At 68.5% G+C, this 22,859-nt stretch carries 20 protein-coding genes and 2 pseudogenes; 13 read left to right on the top strand and 9 right to left on the bottom strand.

Annotated elements, in window-relative coordinates; all coding sequences use genetic code 11:
- Positions 1-335: 335 nt before the first annotated feature.
- A pseudogene (locus OG729_RS38330) lies at positions 336-434 on the top strand (AAA family ATPase); the annotation flags it as partial.
- Between the two features lie 330 nt (positions 435-764).
- Here the strand turns inward: OG729_RS38330 and OG729_RS38325 are convergent.
- From OG729_RS38325 to OG729_RS38315, 3 genes are all read right to left on the bottom strand, one after another.
- Complete coding sequence (locus OG729_RS38325) at positions 765-1,256, bottom strand: metallophosphoesterase family protein (protein WP_405810731.1); 492 nt, start codon at positions 1,254-1,256, stop codon at positions 765-767.
- A gap of 127 nt (positions 1,257-1,383) precedes the next feature.
- Positions 1,384-2,277 carry an alpha/beta fold hydrolase gene (locus OG729_RS38320; RefSeq protein ID WP_405810729.1) on the bottom strand — a complete coding sequence of 298 codons (894 nt, stop codon included), beginning with the start codon at positions 2,275-2,277 and terminating at the stop codon, positions 1,384-1,386.
- A gap of 8 nt (positions 2,278-2,285) precedes the next feature.
- Complete coding sequence (locus tag OG729_RS38315) at positions 2,286-3,161, bottom strand: alpha/beta hydrolase (protein WP_360875016.1); 876 nt, start codon at positions 3,159-3,161, stop codon at positions 2,286-2,288.
- Positions 3,162-3,248: 87 nt separating this feature from the next.
- On the opposite strand from OG729_RS38315, the gene OG729_RS38310 reads away from it, so the two are divergent.
- The 4 genes from OG729_RS38310 (at position 3,249) to helR (ending at position 8,591) form a co-directional block, all read left to right on the top strand.
- Complete coding sequence (locus tag OG729_RS38310) at positions 3,249-3,815, top strand: TetR/AcrR family transcriptional regulator (protein WP_405810727.1); 567 nt, start codon at positions 3,249-3,251, stop codon at positions 3,813-3,815.
- Positions 3,816-3,881: 66 nt separating this feature from the next.
- Positions 3,882-4,592 carry a hypothetical protein gene (locus OG729_RS38305; protein WP_360875022.1) on the top strand — a complete coding sequence of 237 codons (711 nt, stop codon included), beginning with the start codon at positions 3,882-3,884 and terminating at the stop codon, positions 4,590-4,592.
- A gap of 424 nt (positions 4,593-5,016) precedes the next feature.
- Positions 5,017-6,252, top strand: a complete 1,236-nt coding sequence (locus OG729_RS38300; RefSeq protein ID WP_405810725.1) for a glycosyltransferase — start codon at positions 5,017-5,019, stop codon at positions 6,250-6,252.
- A gap of 191 nt (positions 6,253-6,443) precedes the next feature.
- Positions 6,444-8,591 carry an RNA polymerase recycling motor ATPase HelR gene (gene helR / locus OG729_RS38295; RefSeq protein ID WP_405810724.1) on the top strand — a complete coding sequence of 716 codons (2,148 nt, stop codon included), beginning with the start codon at positions 6,444-6,446 and terminating at the stop codon, positions 8,589-8,591.
- A gap of 141 nt (positions 8,592-8,732) precedes the next feature.
- Here the strand turns inward: helR and OG729_RS38290 are convergent, their stop codons facing one another.
- Positions 8,733-10,529, bottom strand: coding sequence for a VanW family protein (locus OG729_RS38290; RefSeq protein ID WP_405810723.1), 1,797 nt, complete (start codon positions 10,527-10,529; stop codon positions 8,733-8,735).
- Positions 10,530-10,712: 183 nt separating this feature from the next.
- The gene (locus tag OG729_RS38285; RefSeq protein WP_405810722.1) at positions 10,713-11,357 is read right to left on the bottom strand and encodes a TetR/AcrR family transcriptional regulator; all 645 of its coding nucleotides are present in this window, start codon (positions 11,355-11,357) and stop codon (positions 10,713-10,715) included.
- Positions 11,358-11,540: 183 nt separating this feature from the next.
- Here OG729_RS38285 and OG729_RS38280 point away from each other — a divergent pair, with 183 nt between their 5' ends.
- Both OG729_RS38280 and OG729_RS38275 read left to right on the top strand, forming a co-directional pair.
- Positions 11,541-11,930, top strand: a complete 390-nt coding sequence (locus OG729_RS38280) for a VOC family protein (protein WP_360875205.1) — start codon at positions 11,541-11,543, stop codon at positions 11,928-11,930.
- Positions 11,931-12,026: 96 nt separating this feature from the next.
- A complete protein-coding gene (locus OG729_RS38275) occupies positions 12,027-12,227 on the top strand; it encodes a hypothetical protein (RefSeq protein WP_405810721.1) in 201 nt (66 codons plus the stop codon).
- Positions 12,228-12,537: 310 nt separating this feature from the next.
- Here the strand turns inward: OG729_RS38275 and OG729_RS38270 are convergent, their stop codons facing one another.
- The 3 genes from OG729_RS38270 to OG729_RS38260 all read right to left on the bottom strand — a co-directional run bounded on the left by OG729_RS38270 (position 12,538) and on the right by OG729_RS38260 (position 14,341).
- On the bottom strand, positions 12,538-12,768 hold the full coding sequence (locus OG729_RS38270) for a hypothetical protein (protein ID WP_360875040.1): 231 nt from the start codon (positions 12,766-12,768) through the stop codon (positions 12,538-12,540).
- The gene (locus tag OG729_RS38265; protein ID WP_405810719.1) at positions 12,752-13,003 is read right to left on the bottom strand and encodes a DUF6400 family protein; all 252 of its coding nucleotides are present in this window, start codon (positions 13,001-13,003) and stop codon (positions 12,752-12,754) included. Before OG729_RS38265 ends, OG729_RS38270 begins: the two co-directional genes overlap by 17 nt.
- 429 nt (positions 13,004-13,432) lie before the next feature.
- Positions 13,433-14,341: an aldo/keto reductase gene (locus OG729_RS38260; RefSeq protein WP_405811436.1), complete on the bottom strand. Its 909-nt coding sequence runs from the start codon at positions 14,339-14,341 to the stop codon at positions 13,433-13,435.
- A gap of 113 nt (positions 14,342-14,454) precedes the next feature.
- Here OG729_RS38260 and OG729_RS38255 point away from each other — a divergent pair, with 113 nt between their 5' ends.
- The 3 genes from OG729_RS38255 to OG729_RS38245 all read left to right on the top strand — a co-directional run bounded on the left by OG729_RS38255 (position 14,455) and on the right by OG729_RS38245 (position 18,960).
- A complete protein-coding gene (locus OG729_RS38255; protein WP_405811435.1) occupies positions 14,455-15,399 on the top strand; it encodes an ArsR/SmtB family transcription factor in 945 nt (314 codons plus the stop codon).
- A gap of 295 nt (positions 15,400-15,694) precedes the next feature.
- Positions 15,695-16,798: a mechanosensitive ion channel family protein gene (locus OG729_RS38250; protein WP_405810718.1), complete on the top strand. Its 1,104-nt coding sequence runs from the start codon at positions 15,695-15,697 to the stop codon at positions 16,796-16,798.
- A gap of 272 nt (positions 16,799-17,070) precedes the next feature.
- Positions 17,071-18,960 (top strand): hypothetical protein, encoded by a 1,890-nt coding sequence (locus tag OG729_RS38245; RefSeq protein ID WP_405810717.1) that lies wholly within the window; start codon positions 17,071-17,073, stop codon positions 18,958-18,960.
- A gap of 115 nt (positions 18,961-19,075) precedes the next feature.
- Here OG729_RS38245 and OG729_RS38240 read toward each other — a convergent pair.
- Positions 19,076-19,180: pseudogene (locus OG729_RS38240) on the bottom strand (alpha/beta hydrolase); the annotation flags it as partial.
- Positions 19,181-19,517: 337 nt separating this feature from the next.
- On the opposite strand from OG729_RS38240, the gene OG729_RS38235 reads away from it, so the two are divergent.
- The 3 genes from OG729_RS38235 to OG729_RS38225 all read left to right on the top strand — a co-directional run bounded on the left by OG729_RS38235 (position 19,518) and on the right by OG729_RS38225 (position 22,528).
- Positions 19,518-20,546, top strand: a complete 1,029-nt coding sequence (locus OG729_RS38235; protein WP_405810715.1) for an aminoglycoside phosphotransferase family protein — start codon at positions 19,518-19,520, stop codon at positions 20,544-20,546.
- Between the two features lie 277 nt (positions 20,547-20,823).
- Positions 20,824-21,315 (top strand): allene oxide cyclase barrel-like domain-containing protein, encoded by a 492-nt coding sequence (locus OG729_RS38230; RefSeq protein WP_405810714.1) that lies wholly within the window; start codon positions 20,824-20,826, stop codon positions 21,313-21,315.
- A 613-nt stretch (positions 21,316-21,928) separates the two neighbouring features.
- A complete protein-coding gene (locus OG729_RS38225; RefSeq protein ID WP_360875054.1) occupies positions 21,929-22,528 on the top strand; it encodes a hypothetical protein in 600 nt (199 codons plus the stop codon).
- Positions 22,529-22,859 lie beyond the last annotated feature (331 nt).

Raw genomic sequence — 22,859 nt, 5'->3', positions numbered from 1 at the left:
TTGAGACCATTTCGCCCTTCCGGTACGTGGGGGTGTATCCGGCGCTGCTTCGAGCGATCGGACGCGAGTGGCAGGCGAATGCCGGCGAAAGGAGCTCAGGCTGACCGGATCCGGCGGAGGCAAGGCTCCCCCGGGCGTTCGCCGGCCGGCCGCGCTGGCGGGATGCGTATCGCGAGGAACCCACGCGGCTCTCCTGGCGACGGCGTTGCGACGGTGGACCGACGTGTCGGAGGAAGCGGTCACTCGTCGGGCGCTCACGTTGTGGGACCTGGAGCGGGAGTTCGCAGCGTGGGTTGCAGCGCACGCACAATGTGACGTGGCGGACGGTACGGCGGCTCTCCAGCGACGATACGGGCTACATGGAACTCGACCGCCGCGGCGCAGAACTGCTCTTCCAGGTCCTGATCGAACGGGAGGAGAAGAACAGCGTGGCTCCTGGCCACGGCTGTACACCCGCCCGCGACTTCCACTCCGCCCGCTCCTGCCCTACGAAACGTGATGTCTCATGAGGCCGGTGCCATAGCCGCGGTCATGGATCGGGCCCGCCTTCTCGCTGGCCTCTGTCCTTAAGGATACCGAAGTCGCAGCTGCGGACGGCCAGTTGGCCTCGCCAGCAGGGCAAATATGTGCGCGTTTACCAAGGTTCCGGCAACACGCCGTCGGTGACTCCCGCCAGAATGGCGACATGGACACGTCGGCCGTCGGATCGGCGATCGATCGATCGCGGTGTCCGCAGCTCCTTTACGGCAATCTTGCTTCTGAAGTCATAGGCAGTGCAGGTGGACCTCAGTCAGCCGCCCATCGACCACTTCTGCGGTCATGTACGTACAGTTGGGCTGCCGCCGACGGTCGGTCGGGGAACCGGGATTGAGCAGCCGCAGACCACCAGGAGCCGTTGTGTCCCACGGGATGTGACTGTGCCCGAACACCAGTACATCCAGGTCGGGGAAGCGTTCGGCGCACCTGCGCTCACGGCCCTGGGCAGGGCCGGTCTCATGGACGACTCCGAAACGGACGCCTTCCAGTTCGACCCGGGCCACCTCGGGCAGCCGGGAACGAAGTTCGGGTCCGTCGTTGTTGCCATACACCGCGACGAGCCTGGACACACGGCCCTCCAGGAGCTCGAGCGTCGGCAAGTCGACCCAGTCGCCGGCATGGAACACCACATCGGCGCCTTCGATCCCGTCCAGCAGGGGTGCCGGCAGCTCACGTGCGCGCTTGGGCACGTGCGTGTCCGAGGTCAGCAAGAGGTGCATGGTCTCCACCCTGCATGATTCGGCTCACCCCCGCAGCGGCGACACAAGGACGTCGCTCCGGGCAACCGCGGGAATGCCAGGCCGCTGCGTCCGGTCGGGGCGGGAGAGGTCGGGCCTGCGATGGCGCTCAGCCGAGGAAGTCGAGCAGCGCCCGCGTCATGGCCTCCGGGGCTTCCTCCGGCAGGAAGTGACCGGCGCCGGGGATGACGAGCCCGGTGACATCGTCGGCGACCTGCCGCATGACGTCTTCGACGCCGGGACCGCTGCTCAACGCCCCGCCAACGGCCAGCACCGGGATTGTCAGCGGTCCTTCCTGGCGCCAGTGCAGGACCTGTTCCGCGGATTGCTGCGCGCGGTAGAACTCGAAGCTGGCGTGCAGCGCGGCCGGGTCGCGCAGCGCGTCGACGTAGACGTCGACGGCGTACGGCGGGATGGCGTCGGGCGCGGCAGCCTTGGAGGCGAACTGGTGGCCGAAATAGACCTCTTCGCGGTCGGCGACCATGCGTTCGTTGATCTCCTGGAGGCGGTTGAAGGCGAAGTGCCAGAGGAACTCGTTGGTGGCCGGATCCATGAACAGCGGCGGCGAGGGCGACAGGCCGGGCAGGATCGCCTCGGCCACGGCGAGGCGGGTGACACGGTGGCGGTGGCCGGCGGCGAGCGCGTATCCGACGATCATGCCGAGGTCGTAGCCGGCGACGGCGAAGCGGTCGTGTCCGAGGCCGGTCATGAGCGCGGCCATGTCGTCGGCCAGGGTGGCGGCGTCGTAGCCGGTGGCGGGCTTGTCGCTGGCGCCGACACCGCGTATGTCGGCGGCGACGACGGTGAAGCGTTCGGCCAGAGCCGGCATGACGAGTCGCCAGCCGTACCAGAACTGGGGCCAGGCGGGGAGCAGCAGCAGCGGCGGGCCGTCGCCGCCGACGACGGCGTGCAGGGCAAGGCCGTTTGCCTTGACGGTGTGACTGGTGAAGGTGTCGGTGAATCCGGCGGGCAGGTGCGGTACGTCGGAGACGGTGAAGGGCATGGTGATCCTCAGGACAGGAGTGCGGCGAGCTGGGACATGACGGTCTTGGCTTCCGGCATCGGCATGATCATCCAGTCGTGGATCATTCCGGCTGCCTCGTGCAGGGTGACTTCGGTGTCCGGAGCCGTCGCTGCCAGGTCGTGGAAGCGGTGGGCATCGGGGTTGAGCAGGTCGCGCGTACTGGTGAAGACGGTGACGGCACCGAGGTGGTCGAGCGGGCCGTTGAGCGGGCTGACCTCGGGGTGCTCGGGACCGTCGGCGCCGGCGTACAGGCGGCCGAGTGCCCGCAGGTGGTCGGCGCGCAGGAGCGGGTCGCGCGGCGCGATGGCCGCGATGCGCGGGTGAGTGAACGTCAGATCGAGCGCCGGGGAGAGCAGCACCAGGTCGTCAGGGCGGCACACTGCTGGGGGCAGGTTGGCGACCAGAGACAGGGCAAGGCCGGCTCCGGCAGAGTCCCCCATGACCGCGGTGCGCGCGTTCGCCGGCAGATCGGCGAACAGGCGGCGAAGTACGGGCTGCACGTCGCGGTGGGTCGCGGCGGGGACGAGCGGGTAGATCGGCACCGTGACCACCCGGTCGGTGCGTGCGGCCAATGCGGACACGAAAGACCAGTGAGCCGACTGGATCTCCACCGCGTGTGCCCCGCCGTGCAGGTAGAGCACGTGACCGCGGTGGCCTCCCCCGGGCGGGGTCAGCGTGTAGACCGGCCAACCCTCGAACCTGTGCTCATCGACCCGGACCCGGCGCCGTATCCGCGTCGGCGGCCCGTATTGCTTGGGGTCCGGGGTACGCGGACTGCGGAAGCGGACGGGATCGAACCAGCGGTCCCGCACGCGGGCGAGGGTCGCGGCCGTGGCAATGAGGCGGCTTTGCAGACTGGGCATGGGGATGCCTCCCAAAGAAGAAGCGGATAGCTCATCCGGTTAGCACCGTAGTGCAATCCGGATGAACTATCCAGTTAGACTGCTCCCATGACGACCGCACCCCTGCGCAAGGACGCCGCCCGCAACTGGGAACGGATCGTCGCCGTGGCCCGCGATCTCGTGGAGGAAGGCACACCGCTGCAGCTCAACGACGTCGCCCACCGCGCCGGAGTGGGCGTCGGCACCGTCTACCGCCACTTCCCCACCACCGAGGCGCTCCTGGAGACCCTCGCCACCCGCAGCCTGGAGACCCTCACCGCACACGGCGAGCAGGCACTGGCTGACGACGATCCCTGGCGCGCACTCTCCGGCTTCCTGGCTCGCACCATCGAAGCGCAGGTCACTGACGCTTCCCTGTCCACGGTGACCGCCGCGCCCACGGACGCGCTACCGCGCACCACCGATCTGAAACGGACTCTCTGGTCGGTCGGCGGAAGGCTGTTCGAGCGGGCCCGCGATGCCGGGGTCGTGCGCGCCGACCTGACCTCCGGCGACCTGGTCCCGCTGATGTGCGGAATCGCCTACGCCGCGAACGTCCACAGCAGCGTCCCCGCCGCCCGCACCGACGCCGCCCACCGTTATCTGACCGCGCTACTGGAAGGCCTGCACACCTAAGCCCTGTCCGGCCGATCACGCCGTTTCGTTTGGATCATCGGCAGACCAGAGGAGGATGCCCGCGATGTGGAGTCCGGCCAGGCAGATGGTGGGGTCGTTTCAGTTCACGCCTTCGACGACCAACTCGTCGCCGCCATAGGCACCTTCCGCGTTGCCACACTGTGCAAGGATCCTGAAATGAGTTCCCCGCGCACGATGCGTCCGCTGCTCTCGGCCGTACTGTTGAGCCTCGCAGCCGGGTGTTCTTCCAACGCGCCGGAGGCTCCACCGCCCTACAAACTCGACGGTGACGCGTGCGGAGTGGTCCCCACGGACACCCCAGCAGCCTTCACTGCTTCGTCCCCGGTGAAAAGATCGAGCGATCTGACCCAGGGCCTGCAGGGCGGGAACTGCGAAATGGACTTCGATGGCACAGGCGGGTCGCTCAAGCTGGCGACGTTCATCGCGATCCATCCGACCGGCGAGGCCGCGGCCAAGGAGATGTTCGACAAGTTCAAGACAAGCGACACCGCCGCTGTCGATAGCGATACGACCGTTTCGGACCTGAAGGATCTGGGCAGCGTGGCGTACGTGCGGCGACAGTACTACGGCAGCCAGCCTTGGAAACCGACTGATGTCTCGCTGTACAAAATCGTTGTCCAGCACGGCTCACTGGTCCTGTCGTGCACCTCTAGCGGGTTCGCGAAAACGCCGGCCTCCTGGCCTGCCACGGACCAGGAGCTTCAGGCCAAGCTCAAAGAGAATGCCAAGCAGATCATGACGAAACTAGCCGGGTAACGGGTGTGGCGCGGCTGCTCGCGTCCTTGACCCGGCTCGGTCTCGCGCTGCCGGCGGCCGCGGATCCCGTAGGCGATGCCAGGAGTTGGCCGCAGACCGTTCATAGACCGCAGCCACGTGCGTACAACTTCAGGCTGGGCACACCGATGCATCGCCCTTCTTGGGCACTGATCGCCACAGGCGACATCCGCGACTGCATCCGTAGGCCCATGGGAGATCCTCCTGGGCCGACGGTACCGCCGTACGCGGCGCCGCTTCCCGCGGAGGTTGTCCGTCCACAGCGGACGGCCAAAAGGCAAAGGCAAGGAGATCCCACTCCTTGCCACTCTCAACTTATAGCGCACCGGGGGGCTTGCGGCAAGGCCCGGGTCGTGCCGCAGAATTGCCGGCCGAGGCCAGGACCTGCGGAAATGGGAGTCGCGGAATGCGTGCGTTGTTGTTGTCGTATGGGTCGCGCGGGGACGTCGAACCGATGGTGGGACTCGCGGTGGCGTTGCGGGAACTCGGCGCGGAGGCACGGGTGTGCGCGCCGCCGGACGAGGAGTTCGCGCAGCTGCTGGCCGGTGTCGGCGTGGAGCTGGTGCCGTTCGGCCAGTCGGTGCGCGCGCTGGTGACCGCGGCGACGCCGCCGTCGGCTGCGGACGCGCCCCGGCTCGCGGCCGATCTGGTCGCCGCGCACTTCGACACGGTCGCCGCGGCGGCCGAGGGATGCGATGTGCTGGTGGCGGGCGGCTTGATGCCGGCCGGCGTCCGGTCGGTGGCCGAGAAACTGGGCATCCGCTACGTATACGCGTGCTTCCATACGTTCGAACTGCCGTCGCCGCACTACCCGCCGTCGCAGCGGCCGGGCCGGCCGTTCCCACCGGAGGTGACCGACAACCGGGTGCTGTGGGACCTGGACGCCCAGCGCGTGAACGCACTGTACGGCGAGGCGCTCAACACCCACCGGGCGTCGATCGGCCTGCCACCGGTGGACAACGTCCGCGACCACGTCTTCACCGACCAGCCGTGGCTGGCGGCTGACCCGATCCTGGGCCCGTGGCAGGAGCTGACGGACCTCGACGTCGTGCAGACCGGCGCGTGGATCCTGCCGGACGAACGCCCGCTCCCGGCCGACTTGGTGGCGTTCCTGGACGTCGGCACACCACCGGTGTACGTGGGCTTCGGCAGCATGCCCATGCGCGCCTCGAAGGACGCCGCCCAGGTAGCCGTCGAGGCGATCCGCGCGCAGGGCCACCGCGTACTCGTCTCCCGCGGCTGGGCCGAACTGGGCCTGATCGACGACCAGGGCGACTGCTTCGCCGTCGGCGAGGTCAACCAGCAGGCGCTGTTCGCCCGGGTGGCCGCCGTCGTGCACCACGGCGGCGCGGGCACCACGACGACGGCCGCCCGGGCCGGCGCGCCCCAGGTGGTGGTGCCCCAGATCGTGGACCAGCCGTACTGGGCAGGCCGGGTGGCCGAGTTGGGCATCGGCGCGGCACACGACGGTCCGACTCCGGCCTTCGAGTCCCTGTCGGCCGCACTCAAAACGGCGCTGACCCCCGAGACCCGCGCACGAGCGAGGGCCGTGGCCGGCACGATCCGCACCGACGGGGCGACGGTGGCCGCGAAGCTGCTGCTCGACGCGGTCAGCCGGGAAAGGCCGCCCGTGTCCGCGTGAACCACGCGGGATCGTCGAGCCAGGACCCAGAACACGAGAACGTGCAAACCCTTGGCGACCTGAACCGACATCGGCCACGGGGGCCACGTCAGACGGAGCGTTGCTCGTCATGGCCACCAGGTTCGTCACGCCGGTCCCCACGCCTTGCTGCACGCAATGTTCGCAAGTGAACTCAGATCGGAGCCAATAACGTGAACCCCCTGACCACCAGGGCGTTTGACCTTCCCGACCGCCTCTCCCTCAAGGCCGACGCGACGCTGATCGCCGGCGATGAGCAGCACTTCGCGGCCATCGCGGAGTGCCTCGAGCAGTCGATCGCCGATCTGTCCGACCGCCTCGATGCCGAGCTCAAGGCGCCTGGCGGCGTAGGCCAGCAGGCGATGGACCGGGACATGGAGATCCACCGGCTGACCGCTCGCCTGCGCGCGCTGCGTCGCTTCGGTCTGGACCTGTGCCTCGGACACATGGTCGGCACAGACAACCCCGAGCCCGTGTACGTCGGACGACTTGGCCTTAAGGACAGCGCGGGTCGTCGGCTGCTGCTCGACTGGCGCTCCCCCGCGGCTGAGCCGTTCTTCGGAGCCACCCACGCCAACCCGATGGGTCTGGCAAGCCGCCGCAGGTATCGCTGGACCCGCGGCAGGATCAGCGACTACTGGGACGAGGTGTTCACGTCGGACGGGTTTGTCGGGCACGCCGCGCTCGACGACCAGTCCGCCTTCATCGCCAGCCTGGGCAGCAACCGGTCGGCACGGATGCGAGACGTGCTCGGCACCATCCAGGCCGACCAGGACGCCATCATCCGCGCGGGATCCCGGGGCGCTCTCGTCGTCGACGGCGGTCCGGGTACGGGGAAGACCGTCGTCGCTCTGCACCGCTCCGCCTACCTGCTCTACTCCGACCCTCGCCTCGGTCACCGCCGTGGCGGCGTGCTGTTCGTCGGTCCGCACCAGCCCTACCTGGGCTACGTCGCCGACGTCCTCCCCAGCCTCGGAGAGGAGGGCGTGCAGACCTGCACCCTGCGGGACCTCGTCGCCGAGGGAGCCGCAGCAGCGATCGAGGCCGACCCGAAGGTGGCTCTCCTGAAGTCGTCCGCGAACCTGGTGAAGGCGATCGAGAAGGCCGTCAGGTTCTACGAGGAGCCGCCCACCAAGGGGATGACGGTCACGACCCACTGGTCCGACATCTGGCTGAGCGCCGACGATTGGGCCGTGGCGTTCGAAGCAGCAGGACCCGGTACTCCGCACAACGAGGCGCGCGACCAGATCTGGGAGGAACTGCTCACGATCCTGGTGGACAAGCACGACGGCGACGTCTCGCCCGACCTGCTCCGTAAGTCGCTGCTGCAGGACAGGGAGCTGCTCACGACCTTCAACCGCGCGTGGCCGCTGCTCGAAGCGGCTGACCTCGTCGGAGATCTGTGGTCGGTACCCGCCTACCTGCGGATGTGCGCTCCCTGGCTCAGCCCCGATGACGTGTCGCAGCTGCAGCGCGGGGACGCCCAGGCCTGGACGGTGTCCGACCTGCCGCTCCTGGACGCAGCACGGCAGCGGCTCGGCGACCCGGAGGCGTCGCGGCGTAAGCGTCGGCACAACGCCTTTCTCGCCGCCGAACGCGAGCGCATGGCCGGCGTCATCGACGCCGTGCTCGAGGCCGATGCCGACGGTGAAGGTGCGGTGACGATGCTGCGCGGACAGGACCTGCAGGACAGCCTGATCGACGAGACCGCACTGCCCAGCACCGAACCGGACCTGCTCGCCGGCCCGTTCGCGCACATCGTCGTGGACGAGGCTCAGGAACTGACCGACGCAGAGTGGCAGATGCTGCTGCTCCGGTGCCCGTCCCGGAGCTTCACCATCGTCGGGGATCGTGCCCAGGCCAGGCACGGGTTCACGGAGTCGTGGCAGGAACGGCTCGAGCGGATCGGGCTCGACCGGATCAACCTGGCTTCCCTGAGCATCAACTACCGGACGCCGGAAGAAATCATGGCGGAAGCCGAGCCGGTCATCCGGGCCGTGCTCCCGGACGCCAACGTGCCGACGTCCATCCGCAGCGGCAACGTCCCCGTCCTACACGGATCTGCTGCGGATCTGAACTCGATCCTCGACACCTGGCTCGCCGCACATGCCGACGGGATCGCCTGCGTCATCGGCGATCCCACATTCCGGACGACGTCCCGCGTCCGGTCGCTGACCCCGGAGCTGTCGAAGGGGCTCGAGTTCGACCTGGTCGTCCTCATCGACCCGGAGGCGTTCGGCAAGGGCGTCGAAGGAGCCGTCGACCGCTATGTCGCGATGACCCGAGCGACCCAGCAACTCATCATCCTCACGAGCTCCTGACGTCGGCCCGGGCACGACGACGACGGCCGCCCGGTCGGCTCCTGTGACCTGCCCGAAGGCGCCTGCCGCCGCGCGGCTGCCTGGCCACCACACCCGGGCAACTCCGCAGCACCGGTCGGCAGCACAAGGAGCTCACCGAATTCAGCCGAGGGGCGCGCCGTCACTCGTTGCCGTCGCGCCCGGTGCGTCCGAACGGCCCGCCGCCGCTGCGGAAGCCGGTTCCTCCGGGGTGCACGTGACCTTGTCGCGAGGCGTGTAGTGGGTCTTGAAGTCTTCGCGCTTGACTTCCTGGCCGTCCTGCATGGAGACCCGGCCGACGGAGACGTCGAACCCTTCGAGTGGGGTCTGGACTTCACACTTCGGGCCGCTGCCCGTGCGCGTGCCCGGCGGCTTGATGTTGGTGCGCGGCCCCTTGGTCGCACGTATCTCGTCGTACTTCTTCGTGCCGAGGAAGGTGATGGTCACCGAGGTGTCGGTGGATTCGGCCTTGATGTAGAGGGCGTGACCGGAATCGTTGATCCAGCGCAGGTCGAGGGTGCCCCACGCGACCGTGGCTTCGCGGCCTTCGGGGTAGCGCTCGATGTAGAAGGAGTGGGCGCCGTGCTCCACGGGCTTGACGCCCGCGAAGAACATGGCGTTGAACATGGTGGTGGCGACTGCAGAGACGCCGCCGCCGGGCGACTTCACGTACTGACCATTGTTGATCATGATGCCGTCGACAAAGCCGTTGTCCTTCGTGCGCTCGCCGACCGTTCGGTTGAAGCTCCACTCCTGTCCGGGGAGGACAACCGAGCCGTTGATGAGCTGCACCGCACGCCCGATGTTGGTGCTGCGGTAGGGGGCGGGCGGGAAAGCAACGGTGAATGAGGAGACCTTCTCCTTGATGCCGAGCCGCTGTGCCGAGGCACTCGTGAACTGCGGCTGGACCTCTACCGCGGCGATCTCGCCGGTGCGGGCCGGGCCGGAGCCGGTCAGCAGGGGTACCACGGCCTCGCCGAGTGCCTTCGGGGTGACCTGCCGCCCCACGCCGCTTTCCTGGGCCACCACCACTCGGCCGTCGCCGTCGAGCCGGAGCACGGCGTCCCGAGGGCCCGGGGAGGCGTCCTGCACCGAGCGGGAGACAGCGGAGTCGGCGAGCAGACCCTTGGAGTCGAGGGCCGGTACGAGACGGTTCCGGCTGTCGGGCTTCATCGTCAGATGCCTGCCGAGCGCGGAGGGAGCTATGGATATGCGCTTCTCGGCGAGGGTGAGCGTGACGGGTCCGGACATCGCGGGCTGGGCGAACTCCTTCATGGCCCGCTCGGTCTCGTGCGGGCCGATCCGGGGCTGCGTCTGCCTCACCGGCATCACGACGGGGGCCTTCGTTGTGCGGAGATAGCCGTCGCGGATGGTGTCCGGGGCCTTGTCCGTGATCAGAGCGACGCCTGTGACCGGAGCGACGGCCTTCGCTCTGCCCTGCTCGAACGCTATCGCCCCATCCCGGACCTGCCGTTTGGTGGCCACGGCGATACGGTCGGATTCCGCCCGGCTCTTCCGCTCGTCCATGCGTATCACCGGCTCGACATCCCCGCCGTCGGAGGCGAAGAGCCTGCCGATTGCCGTTACCGGGTCGGATCCTGCGCTCGCGGCATGATCGGCGGTCGCTGCAGTGTCGAAAGACAGCCCGAGCGCGCCGGGATCGGCCTTCTCGATGCGGTCACCGATCTTCAACGCGACCGGCGCCGCGAAGGCCGGCCCAAGCCTGCGGTCCAGGACCCGCTGGGCCTCCCCCCGGCTCATTCCGCCAATATCGACCCCGCGCACCCTCGTGCCCTCGGCGATGTCGTCACCGGCCACCAGTCCGGTGACGTAGAGGCCGCCCAACCCGAGCACGACAGCCCCGCCTGCGACGGACACGACGATCCGCCAGTTGCCCATCGTGCTGAGTGCGCGTCCCATGTGTCTCCCTGTAGCGCCGACGGCCGGAAAGGTGCGTTCGGCCAGCGAGAGCAGACCTGCACAAGTGAATTCGCCCAGAATAATCCACAAAATAGGAGAAATCGGAGGAATGTAATTTCCGTCACGATGGAGAAGCTCGCCGGGGTGCCTGGAGCGCCTCGGGAAGGGCCGGCCGCAGTGGGGTCAGCGGGTGGCGTAGCCGGCGAGTGCGGGTTCGAGCTGCTCGAAGACGTGGGCGGCTTCGGCGGTGAGGGTGGCGGCGATGTGGTCGTTGTCGTGGCCGGCGAGGGTGAGTTCCTGGATGCGGGTGAACAAGAGGCGGTGGGCGGCGGCGAGTTGGGCGGCGGCGGCGCGGGGGGTGATGTCGCCGGGGGCGGCGTCCGTGGCGGTGGCGAGAGCGTGGGCGAGGGCGTGTTCACGCTGGTCGTGGAGGTCGCGCAGGCGGGCGGTGAGAGTTGGACTGTCGGCGATCATGCGGGAGAAGGCCGGTCCGGCGAACCCCGCGACAGGGTCGCGGGTGTCGAGCGCGGCACCGAAGGCGCGGCGCAGGGCGGTGAGGGCAGATTCACCCTCGGCGCGCTCCGCGACGGTGGCGGCGAGGCTGTTGCTGAATGCCTCGTGGTGGTCGAGTGCGAGGTCTTCCTTGCGGGCGAAGTAGTTGGTGACCGTCTTCTTGGCGACGCGGGCGGCGGTGGCGATCTCGGCGATGGTCGTCGCCTCGAAGCCCTGTTGCATGAACAGGCGGGTGGCGTGGTCGGAGATCAGCTGCCGGGTCTCCAACTTTTTGGCCTCGCGGAGGCCCGTGGGTTCAACACGTTCAGCACTCATGGAGCAACTTTACCACCGGTGTAAGTTTTTGCTTGACAGAGATGAAGGCTCTACGTAAGTTTACTGCCGTCGTAAGTTTTTGCCAGGGAGGGACCCGCATGCGCCGCACCCCCTGAGCCCCGCCACCTGATCCGTTCCACCTGCGCGACCACCCGCACACCGCCACTACAGATGGAGCTCCGCATCAACATCACCGCCTCCACCGTCTCCCTGACCGTCGACGACGTCGCCGCCTCGAGCGACTTCTTCACCGCCCACTTCGGCTACCGCCAGGTCATGGCCGCGGACGGCTTCGCCTCCCTCGCCCGCGAGGACGCCGCCGTCGACCTCGTGCTGCTCCAGCGCGGCACCGAGGTCCTGCCCCCGGAACAGCGCGACCAGCGCGCCGCCGGCCTGATCGTGGCGTTCACCGTCACCGCCATCGCCGAACACGAGGAGCGCCTGCGCAGGGCCGGGGCGCCCATCACGATGCCGCTGCGCGAGGAGCCGTGGGGCGAGCGGCTCTTCCAGGTCACCGACCCCAACGGCGTCGTCGTCCAGCTCGTCGAGTGGACGGCACCCATAGGCGCTTGACCCGGCGACCTCGCACAGGCAGGCCTACGACCGGGTCCGACCCAGACCCGAAGCAAGCGAGGCGGAGCGTCTCGTACCGATGAATGGGAGAACCGCATGACCCGAAGCACTGCTGCCGCCGACCGCGTCTGGTTCATCACCGGCGCATCCAGCGGCTTAGGCCTCGCCTTCACCCGGGCAGCCCTGGACGCCGGCGATCGCGTCGGCGGCGCGATGTACGACGTCGCCCAGGAGAGCGCCGACCGGCGCAAGGAGGTATGGGCGAGCTGGGAAAGCGTCAGCCGCGCCGCCGGGTGAGCCCGGCCGCGGCAGCCCGCATACGAGGCCCGGATGTCCTACTGAGGCGGGAGCGGCCAGCACGCCCGGGACGGACGAGTCCGGGGCATCACCAAGGAGGCCACTTCAGTCCCACCAGAACCGCCATTCGCGACGGTTCATCAGCTCTTCGCCCCCCACGCGACCGGGACAAGTGCCAGCCACCGGGCACTGCCCTCGCGAACGAGTGCGGTCGCCGCTCCCCCGCGCAGTCGTCAGCGTCAGTCACCGCTGCGGCAGGCGTCGCGAGGCCGGGCCACTCCTTTTGTGCAGTACTACTGCCGACCCGGCGTCACTGGGCCGGAAGGCCCCTGTCGCGGCGGGTTTCGAGGGTCCACATGTGGGTGCAGCTCGGGCACTGGAGGTGGACCCGGGTGCCCTTGTTGGAGATCAGATAGCGCCAGTGCTCACGGCAGTTGCGCCGGTCGGCACAGGTGGCGCAGTCGCGTGCGTCGTCGCAGCCGGGGCAGGGCACCCAGGCACGGCGGGCCCCGTCGGCCTGCGGATCAATGGGAAGTCGCATTGCCCGGCCCCCCTCCCGGCAGCACTCCGGCAGCCACGAGCATGTCGTACGTGCGCTGCTGCTCGGCGTCCAGGCCGGAGTAGAGCAGCGCGTAGGCCTCGTCCTCGGAGCGGAGGGCGGCAACCGGGTCCCAGTCAGTTCCGAGCGCGGTCACGACCTCGGCCCGCCGTCGGGCTTCCTCGAAGGTGAGGTCGATCGTGAAGGCTATGTGGTCGGGTGGGGGGTCCTGGTCCATGGCGATACTTCCGGCTGGTGCGTGCTGGGCTCAGCCACGTCTACCAGAGCCCCACGGCTACCGTGAAGAATCCCGGAATCACTCATTCCGTTCGCTAGACACTTCGGATTTACCTCAGAAAACGGCATGAAGCGCACTAATTACCGCCAGGAATGGTGACCTTGTGTACCTTTTAGGACGCTTTGCCACTGTGAGGGCTGCATGGGCACGTGACGTACTTCATGCCCCTCCACCGAGGAGCTGAGTGGCGCGGCTCGCCGCCCGCTGCGTCACCTTCCCCATCCCGGCGCAAGAGGCCGGAGAACGTCCGGAAGGACTTCAAGCCGTCCTTGAGGCGATCGCCGAGGTCACCAGTCTGCTCGCGCCGGCTGACAGCAGGCGCCGGGCTCAGCGTCCGGGGCCTTGGCAGCAGTGGCCGGATTCCTTCGCTCACGCCCCGCCCCGGTGGAGGGAGTCCAGGACGGCCAGTTCGTCCTCGGAAAGGCGCAAAGCGCCGGCGGTCACGTTCGCGACCAGGTGATCCGGGTTGCCGGTACCGGGGATGGCCAGCACATGCGGCCCCCGGTGCAGCGTCCATGCCAGCCGTACCTGCGCCGCGCTCACCCCATGCGCCCGCGCGACGGCAAGCACCTCGTCGCTGTCGGTGCCACTCGCACCCGCCTCGCGCCCAGCCCCGGCGATCGCATAGAACGGTACGAACGCGACACCCTGCGCACCGCAGGCACGCAGGAACTCGTCGTGCTCGGGCCGCACGCCGATGCCGTACTGGTTCTGGACGCAGACCACCGGCGCGATGGCCTGGGCCTCGGCGAGATGTTGGGGGGTGATGTTGGAAAGGCCCAGGTGGCGGATGAGCCCGGCGTCGCGGAGTTGGGCCAGTGCGCCGAAGCGCTCGGCGATCGAATCCGTTCCGACGATGCGCAGGTTCACCACATCGAGGTGATCCCGGCCGAGCTGGCGCAGGTTCTCCTCGACCTGGCCGCGTAGCTGCTGTGGGGTGGCGTGGGGCAGCCACTGGCCTGACGGGTCTCGGCCGGGCCCGACCTTGGTGGTGATCACGAGATCGGCTGGGTAGGGGGCGAGTGCCCGGTTGATCAGCTCGTTGGCGGAACGCAGCGAGGAGAAGTAGAACGCGGCGGTGTCGATGTGGTTCACCTCGAGCTCAACCGCGCGGCGCAGCACGCTGATTGCCAGGCCGCGGTCGCGTGGAGCGGCGTTTGCCGCGAACGCCTCGCCGTTCTGCGTCAGGCGCATCGCGCCGAAACCGATCCGGTTGACCGCCAAGTCGCCGAGCTTCCAGGTACCCGATGCGGCTGCGGTGATTGTCTGTGAGGTCATGTCCGGGATGATCTCCACGATGTACGCTGCCAAGCCATTGATTAAGGCATTTGTGAATCCTTGAGGTGGCTGCTCTGGTGGAACTGGCCTTCTCCGTGAGTGATCTGGCGCAGATGCGCTTCACCGTCTCGCCGATGTGGGAGGTCGGGCCCAGTTTCCGGCTGCTGCGCTCCGGCTCCGCGCATCCCGTGCACCGGCCCTGGGCCGAGCAAGTACGGCCACGGTTGACAGCCGCCGGGCTTGACCGGGGCTGGCTCGCCGAGCTGATCCCGCCCGCGGGATATGTTCCCGACTTTCTCAATCCGGCACCCGCCGGGCCGGCTCCCCCGCTGGCGGAGGAGTTGGCCAGGATCCTGGCCGCTCCCGCCGCCCAGGTACGCCAGGACCTCGACTGCCTGAGGCACGAGCAGGGACGTCTCGGCCCCCGGGCGCGGACCCTGTACGCCGAGCCGCAGGCCCGCCTGGTCCGGGTCGCGGAAGAGATCAAGACCTATTGGGAACTGGCGCTGGCGCCCTACTGGGCCCGGATCCGGGCGGTGCTCGACGCCGACATCTTCTACCGGACCCGGCAAGTCGCCGAGCACGGCGCAGGCCATCTCTTCAACGATCTGCACCCCTCGGTGAGCTGGGACGACAACGCGCTCCGGCTGGCTCGCCGGCAGCGGCCCCTGTCCCGGAAGACGGCGGGAGCGGGGCTGCTGCTGGTTCCCTCGGCCTTCACCGGACCAGGCCCGTTCACGCGCGTGACGCCGCCGGAGCCGCCTCAACTGGCCTATCCGGCGCGTGGCACGGGCTCACTGTGGGAACCCCGGCCCCTCACAAGGACCGACGCGCTGGCCGCCGTACTCGGCCGCTCCCGGACCCTGCTGCTGACCGAACTGGAGACGCCGGCCTCCACCACGGAACTGGCCCACCGCACAGGGCTCTCGGCTGCCGGAGTGTCCCAGTACCTCACCGCGCTGCGCGACGCGGGCCTGGTCAGCGCCCACCGAGCGGGCCGCACCGTGCTCTACGCCCGCACTTCTGTTGCCGAGTCCGTCCTCGCCGCTTCCTCATAGATTGTTGATGACTGCCGGGAGCTCAGGACCGAAACCGACCTCAACAAGCCCCACCACCTGAGTGATCCTTGAAGACGAACCCTGGGCCGCGATGCCGAGGCGGGCCCGCCCGCAGCACTGCCTGTGGCGTGCGGCAGGATGACTGGTCGCGCCGAGTCGACTCGATACGTCCCGACGCGACCGCACAACCGCACTCCCAGAACTGCATAGGTGGCAAGGTGACGACACATCACATCCGGATCCCGGCGGCAACAACCGCCGCCCGCACTCTTCCCCGTCCAACTGGAGGGACGCTGTGAACCGGGACCTCACCATGCACGACGTGATCGTCGCCGGAATCGCGGTGGCCTCAGGAATCGCGGCGGCCCTGCTGCTGCACGTGGTCCTGAAATGGCTTGCCGTCCGGGCCGACAGAACCCGGTGGAGCGGCGACGACGTCATCGTCCACGCCCTGCGGGCGCTGGCTCCCTGGGCCGCGATCACCGGCGGCGCGGCGGTCGCCGCGTCGGTGCTGCCGCTGAACGCCAGGGTCGGACGCAACGTCACCATGACGCTCACCGCAGTGCTCATCATGGCCGCGACCCTCACCGCCGCGAGGATCGTCGCCGGGCTGGTGCAGGCCCTGGCGCAGTCCAAGTCCGGTGTCGCCGGGTCGGCCACCATATTCGTGAACATCACGCGCGTCGTGGTACTTGCCATGGGTTTCCTTGTCGTACTGGAAACCCTGGGCGTCTCGATCGCCCCGTTGCTCACCGCGCTGGGCGTGGGAGGTCTGGCAGTCGCCCTGGCCTTGCAGGACACTCTGGCCAACCTCTTCGCGGGAGTGCACATCCTTGCTTCCAGAACCGTGCAGCCCGGTGACTACATCCGCCTCAGCAGTGGCGAGGAGGGCTATGTCGTCGACATCAACTGGCGCAACACCGTGGTGCGCCAGCTCTCCAACAACCTGGTGATCATCCCCAACACGAAGCTGTCCGGCACCAACATGACCAACTTCCACCGGCCGGACCAGCAGATGACGCTGAACGTCCAGGTGGGAGTCGGCTACGACAGTGACTTGGACCATGTCGAGCGGGTCACCACGGAGGTCGTCGAGAGCGTGATGGCGGACATCGACGGTGGACTGCCTGACCATGAACCGGCCGTCCGTTTCCACACGTTCGGTGACTCAAGGATCAGCTTCACGGTGATCCTGGGAGTCGGCGAGTTCAGCGACCAGTACCGGATCAAGCACGAGTTCATCAAGCGTCTGCACCGGCGCTACCGTGCCGAGGGCATCAGCGTTCCAGCTCCGACACGGACCATTGCCGTGAAGCAGGGAGAGCTGCCTATTCCCCATCAACGCTCCGCCACGGAACCGCCGACGACCGCACCGACGCATGGCAGCCCCCCAGTGTGACGACGAGGTAGGACGCGCGCCGTGCGCCAGAGTGCGCAATGACTCCGGACGGCAATGCTCCTCGCCTTGCGTACCGCTCACCTCCGTCGGTTCGCACCCACCGGAACGGAACCCGCAACTCGCCAGGCGCAAGCCGCGAATCCAGGTCCCTTCTGGACCGTCCAACGGCCGGCTGCCACGATCAACACCCCGCGAGGCATGACCGCCGCAGCCGGGGTACCGAAGAGCTGCTCCGGCCAACCGGTCACGGAGCAAGGGATGGGAAGGCAACCGTGACGCAGCACGACCCGCCGGACGGCTGGAGTCCGCAGGAGCGGCGGATGTGGGAGGCGTACCGGCGCGGCGAGTGGTGCGACGACGCGCCCGAGGTCGGCGGCGACACCCTCCGCCGGCTGCTGATCTCCGCGCCTCCGCCCCACCCCGGCTGCCAGGCCCGCCTGCGGCTGCGCGACACGCACGTGACGGGAGACGTCGACCTCGCCGAGGTCACTGTGCTTGGGTCGGTCCGTCTGCACGGCTGCCGTTTCGACGAAATGCCTTGCCTCGACGGCGCTCAGCTCGAAGCCCTGGAACTCACCGACTGCGAGATGCCGGGGCTGAGCGCGCTCGGGACCCGCATCAGTCAGGAGTGCGAGATCGTCGCCTGCACGGTCACGGACACGCTGGACCTGCGCTCCCTCACCGTCGGCAACTGGCTGTCCCTCAAGGACACGTCGGTACGCCCGCCGGAAGGCCGAGCCGCGATCGACGCCCAGTCCGTCGCCGTGGGTGAGGACCTTTATGCCCCCGGCCTGCAGTGCACGGGGCCGGTCCACCTGAACAGTGCGCGAATACAGGATGTCCTGGTGCTCGGCGGCGCGCGCATCAGCGGCGCGAGCGCCTGCCTTCAGGCACCCGAACTCGCCGTGGGCGGCGGACTGCACCTGGGCCGAGGGTTCGCCTGCACCGGCATTGTCAATCTCTACGGGGCCTCAGTGGGCGGCTCGGTCGCGCTGGGCGACAGCACGATCGCCCCCCACGTGCCCGGACGGCAGGCATTGCACCTGGCGTGCGCCGAGATCGGAGGCGACATCGAGTCGGTCGGGGGCGGCCTGACTGTGCACGGTCCCGTCGACCTCCGGGACACCTCGGTACGGGGTAGCGTCGTCCTCAGGCGCGCCCAGTTCCGCAGCCCCTCCGACTCGGGTCTCGCGCTCAACGCGGCCCGTCTGCGCGTCGGCGGCGACCTCGACCTCCGGGGCGGCCTCGTCGCGCACGGCACGATCGACCTCTGCGACGCCCGCGTCGGAGGTGCCGTCCTGCTTGAGGGCGCCGACCTGACGGCCCACGACACTCAACCCGCCTTGCGCGGCAACGGAATCGAGACGGGGGGCGTGCTCAATCTGTGCGACGGATTCACGGCGCACGGCAGGATCTCCCTCAACAGTGTCACGGTCCGCAGCCGCCTCTGCTTCGACGACGCCGCCCTCGACGTTCCCGCCGGCGAGACGGCGCTGTCCTGCCGCGGATCGTCCGCGGCCACACTGTCGCTGCACACCCGCGAGGCATCGGCGGGCATCATCGATCTGCGGCAGAGCAAATTCGGGATGCTGCGCGACGATCCCGCCACCTGGCCCGCCGGACTCGTCCTCGACGGAGCCGTCTACGACAGCGTCCAGCCCGCCCTTCCGGCCCGCACCCGTCTGCCCTGGCTCGGCCGCGACCCTGCCGGCTTCGTCCCCCAGCCCTACGAGCAGCTCGCCGCCACCTGCCAACGCCAGGGCCAGGACGCCGACGCCCGCACCGTACTCGTCGCAAAGCACCGCAGCATGCGCTCCACGCTGACGCCCCCGGCCCGGCTGTGGAGTCTCATCCAGGACGCGACAGTCGGCTACGGCTACCGCCCCATGCGTGCAGTGGCCCTCCTGCTGGGCTTCCTGACCCTGGGAACGGCGCTGTTCACTGCATGGCCCCCGACGGTGGTGGGGGACGGCAAGGCACCGCACTTCCAGGCGGCCATCTACACACTCGACCTGCTGCTGCCCCTCGTGGACCTGGGCCAGGAACGCTCCTACGCCCCGGGCGGGGCCCTGCAGTGGGCTGCCGTCGTATTGGTCGGCACGGGGTGGCTCCTCGCGACCACGGTCGCAGCCGGCGCGGGACGGGTGCTGCGCCGCACCTGACGAACTCGCGCATGGCCGGTCGCCGGATGATCGCGCCAACGACCGCCCCGATCCGGCGACAACGGCTTGCGTTCGGCTCGGTGAAGGGCGGGGTGTCCTGTTCGCATGTGGCGCTGCGAGGCGGGAGAACGCCGCTGAGGAAGTAGCGGACCGCATGCCGACCGACGCAGCTGCTCGGATTGTCCAGCGCTGCGTGACCGTACCCGTTTAGGGTGAGCAGGCGGGCATGGGCGACTGACGACGGACCATGTGCGTTGCCCCTTGAGCTGGCGGTGATCCAGACGCAGGAACGTGCTCAGCTGTGCGCGTGTACTGCGCAGGGCGACGACGAGGTCGAGCGAAGGGTCAGCAGCTCTTTCTGCCGGACCTGATGTTCGCCATGACTGCGATCCCGCAGGACCGTCTGCGTGGTCGGGCGGGCGTTGGACGATGTTGCGCCCGCCTGGACCGAATCCTGGACGGCCTGGAAGCACTGATCACCCGCCGCGCGGCAGGGGACGGCTGACGCCTGTCCGCCGCAGCCGCAGAGTTGTTCGCCCGCGTGGAAGGATGAGCCAATGTGGTCGCGACTGCCGTTCGGGGACGAGTTACTGACCGAACTGGGCTCGCCCAGGCGCTCTCGACGACTGGCCAGCAGCCCGCGCTCACGTGTGTGGCGCGTTGAGCTGGCCGGGATACCCGCGGTGGTGAAGCAGATCGTCGACGGTCCCGACGCCGAGGAGCGATACGCCCGCGAGGTGGCAGCGCTGCGGCTCGCCGCGCGAGCCGCCACGCCCGTGGTGCCCGCACTGCTCGGCACCGATCCCGGCGGGCGGGTACTGGTCCTGGAGCATCTGGACCACCACCGCCCGTCCAGCGACTGGATCGTCGATTACGCCGTGGCCCTGGCCCGGCTGCACGCGACCGCAGGCGCGGAGGACATCGGAATTCTTCCCCGCTGGCGGGGCCCGGACCAGGCCGACGTCGGCTCATTCCTCAGGCTGGCCGAGGCACTTGAGGCTCCCGTCGCGCCGGGCGTGTCCGGCGAACTCGAGGACCTTACGCACCGGCTCAGCCAGGCACCGGGGCATGCCCTTCTCCACGGGGATCCGTGTCCCGGCAATGACCTGTACACCACCAGCGGGATCAGGTTCATCGATTTCGAACAGGCCTCACTGGGCAGCGGCCTGGTGGAGCTCGCCTACCTGCGCGTCGGATTCCCGACGTGCTGGTGTGTCACCGCGGCAGCCGCGCCGCTGCTGAACCGAGCGGAAACCGCCTACCGCACGGCATGGAGCACCGTGACCGGTACCGAACTCCACGGCGATCTCGCCGACGCGTGCGCCGGCTGGCTGCTGCGGGGCGACGCGCTGGTCGCGCGGGCTCACCGCGGAACCACCGACCACCTGGCCCGGATCCCGGACCGGGACTGGAAGTGGGGCACTGTGACCGCCCGTCAACGGCTTGTCCACCGGCTGGGTGTCGTCAGCCGGATGACTGCCGACCACGCCGACCTGAGCGGCCTGAGCAGCCTCAGTACGGACATGCGCCGACGAATGCTCGCTCGCTGGCCGACGCTCCCGCCAGTGCCATCACAGCGCCCATAGGAGCCGGGGGCCAAATCAACCGCTGGCTGAGGCGGGATTGTCCAGCGTGAGGTGCACGCGGGCGAGAGATGTCGAGCGGGATCCCACGCTCCCTCAGAAGCTCTACGGGTCTCTGGAGTTGAACCGGAGGCCGTAGCGCTCGGCCGATGGATCCGATCGGACCGGATTCAGTGCAGGCCCGGCGCGCCGCGCCATACAGGAATTCCGATGAGGTAAGTAAAAGGCACATAAGTGACATATCGCCACTTATGCATCCATCAATCCTCGTAGGAGACGCATGATGCGCCATTTCAAGGCACTGGGGCCGGTCGCGGTCACCGCTCTGGCCGCCGTCCTCACCTGCGCACCGCTTGCGCAGGCTGACGCCCCCGACCTCGACGCGAGCCTCAGTGGCGGTGGTAACAAGGTCATCGAGCTGGTCGCCGTTCCGACGCAGTCGGCCTTCCTCGACCTGAACCCCGATGGGCCCCTCGGCGACGAGTACATCTTCGCCGACGAGCTTTTCCATGACGGAGTGTCGGTCGGCAGCGACGGCGTCGTCTGCACGGTGTTCAGCGCTGCTCCGGACCTGGGACAGTGCGAGGCCACCCTCCGCCTGCCCAAGGGTGACATCACCCTCCAGGGGATCGCCCCCGTGGTCGTCGGCTTCCCCGCCGAGTTCACGTTCGCGATCACCGGTGGCACCGGGTCCTACCGCAACGCCCGCGGATACGTGGACGGCGTCAATGTCAGTGACACGGAGACCGACCTCACGCTCCACCTCTCCTAGTGATGTCGGCGGAGATGCCGAGTGACGCACACCACCCGGCATCTCCGTGGACGGCAACGAGCAGCGCATGGACCACTGTGGCAGTCCCCGGGTAGGGGGCTGCAGTGTTCTTCTGCCTGCGCTTGCCGGAGACGAACGTCAGCCGTCCCAGCTCGCCTGCGCGCGAGGTCTTCGATCAGCCCGCCGAGACGGTGATGCGAGATGCCGCACAAGGCACGAGGGGACACCACGACGGTGGCGACGAACTCCTCCCGTCATTGAGCCACGGACAGTGGCCCCGCTCCCCGCTGAACGACGAGCCTCGCAGAACGTGCCTCGCCGAGAGTCGCGGCGAACACGGTCCAAAACCGCCCGCCCCGGGCAATCGGCGGCGCGGAGTCGATCGATGGAAAGCGGATGGAAAGAGGCTCGTATTGCACTCGAATCCCTGATTCCGGTGGCTTGTTCTGACATAGACCGAAAACCTCCTCTTACTCTCCGGGCCGCATCGCTAACTTGCTGAGGCCGGATCCCCCGGCGGCTGCCCCGCCTTACCCCAACGCGGCGACAGTCACCGCCTGTCCATGCCGCCATTGAAACGGGCGGCGCGGGCCTTTCCAGAAAGAGGTGGTACATGCGGTACGTGCGTATATCCACGCGCTCATTCCCTGACTCGTCCAGATCGCTGCTGGCGGCACTCGCCCTGCTCGCGGCCGTCCTGCTCATGGCCGTCAATGCGCCCGCCGCCCGGGCTCAGGCAGCCGGACTGGACAACACGTGGGCCTGTACCGTGCCCGCCGGCTACACCTACGACCGGGTGTCCAGCCAGCTCAATGTGTGCGGATCGGGATTCCACACCTCGTACCACCTGCGCGCGCCGCAGGACAACATCTGGGTGTGCAGTGTCTACTCCGGCTACACCTACGACCAGGCCTCCAGCCAGCTCAACGTGTGCAGCACCAGCGGTTTCGCCACCAGCTACCGGATGCGTGCGCCCCAGGACAACCTGTGGGCCTGCACCCTCCCCAACTGGAACCTCACCTACGATCGGGTCTCGAGCCAGCTGAACGTGTGCAGCACCTCCGGGTTCGCCACCAGCTATCGCCTGCGCAGCCCGGCCAACGGACTGTGGGCGTGTACGGTGCCGTCCGGGTGGACCTACGACCAGACCAGCAATCAGCTGAACGTGTGCAGCACTTCCGGATTCGCCACCAGCTATCGCCTGCGCGGCTGACCCGACCCGCTCCCGTGGCTGCCCGTCAAATGGCGTGCGCTCGCTTGACGCAGAAGCGGCGATCGTTCACCTGAAGAAGCAGGATTCGCGGGAAGCGCAGTCCGCCCGTTCGCCCAGAATGCCGTTGCCGACGGGCAACCACGCCACGAAGTGACCGCTGCCCGCGCCAGGTCGTACAGGCGCGGGCAGCATTCTCGCGGGCATGCCGGTCGACTCCGGCCTCGCGCTGTCCACCGATCTGCATTTCGGAGGTGTCATGCCGTCACTCGGTCCCCCAACACGCTTCGTCGGCAACGGAGTTCCCGGCGCCGAGTTCTGTCCGCTCCGTTCT

The organism is Streptomyces sp. NBC_00210, assembly GCF_045160975.1.
Taxonomy (GTDB): domain Bacteria; phylum Actinomycetota; class Actinomycetes; order Streptomycetales; family Streptomycetaceae; genus Streptomyces.
Note: the sequence above shows the minus strand (reverse complement) of the source record. Positions and strands in the feature narration are given on the sequence as shown.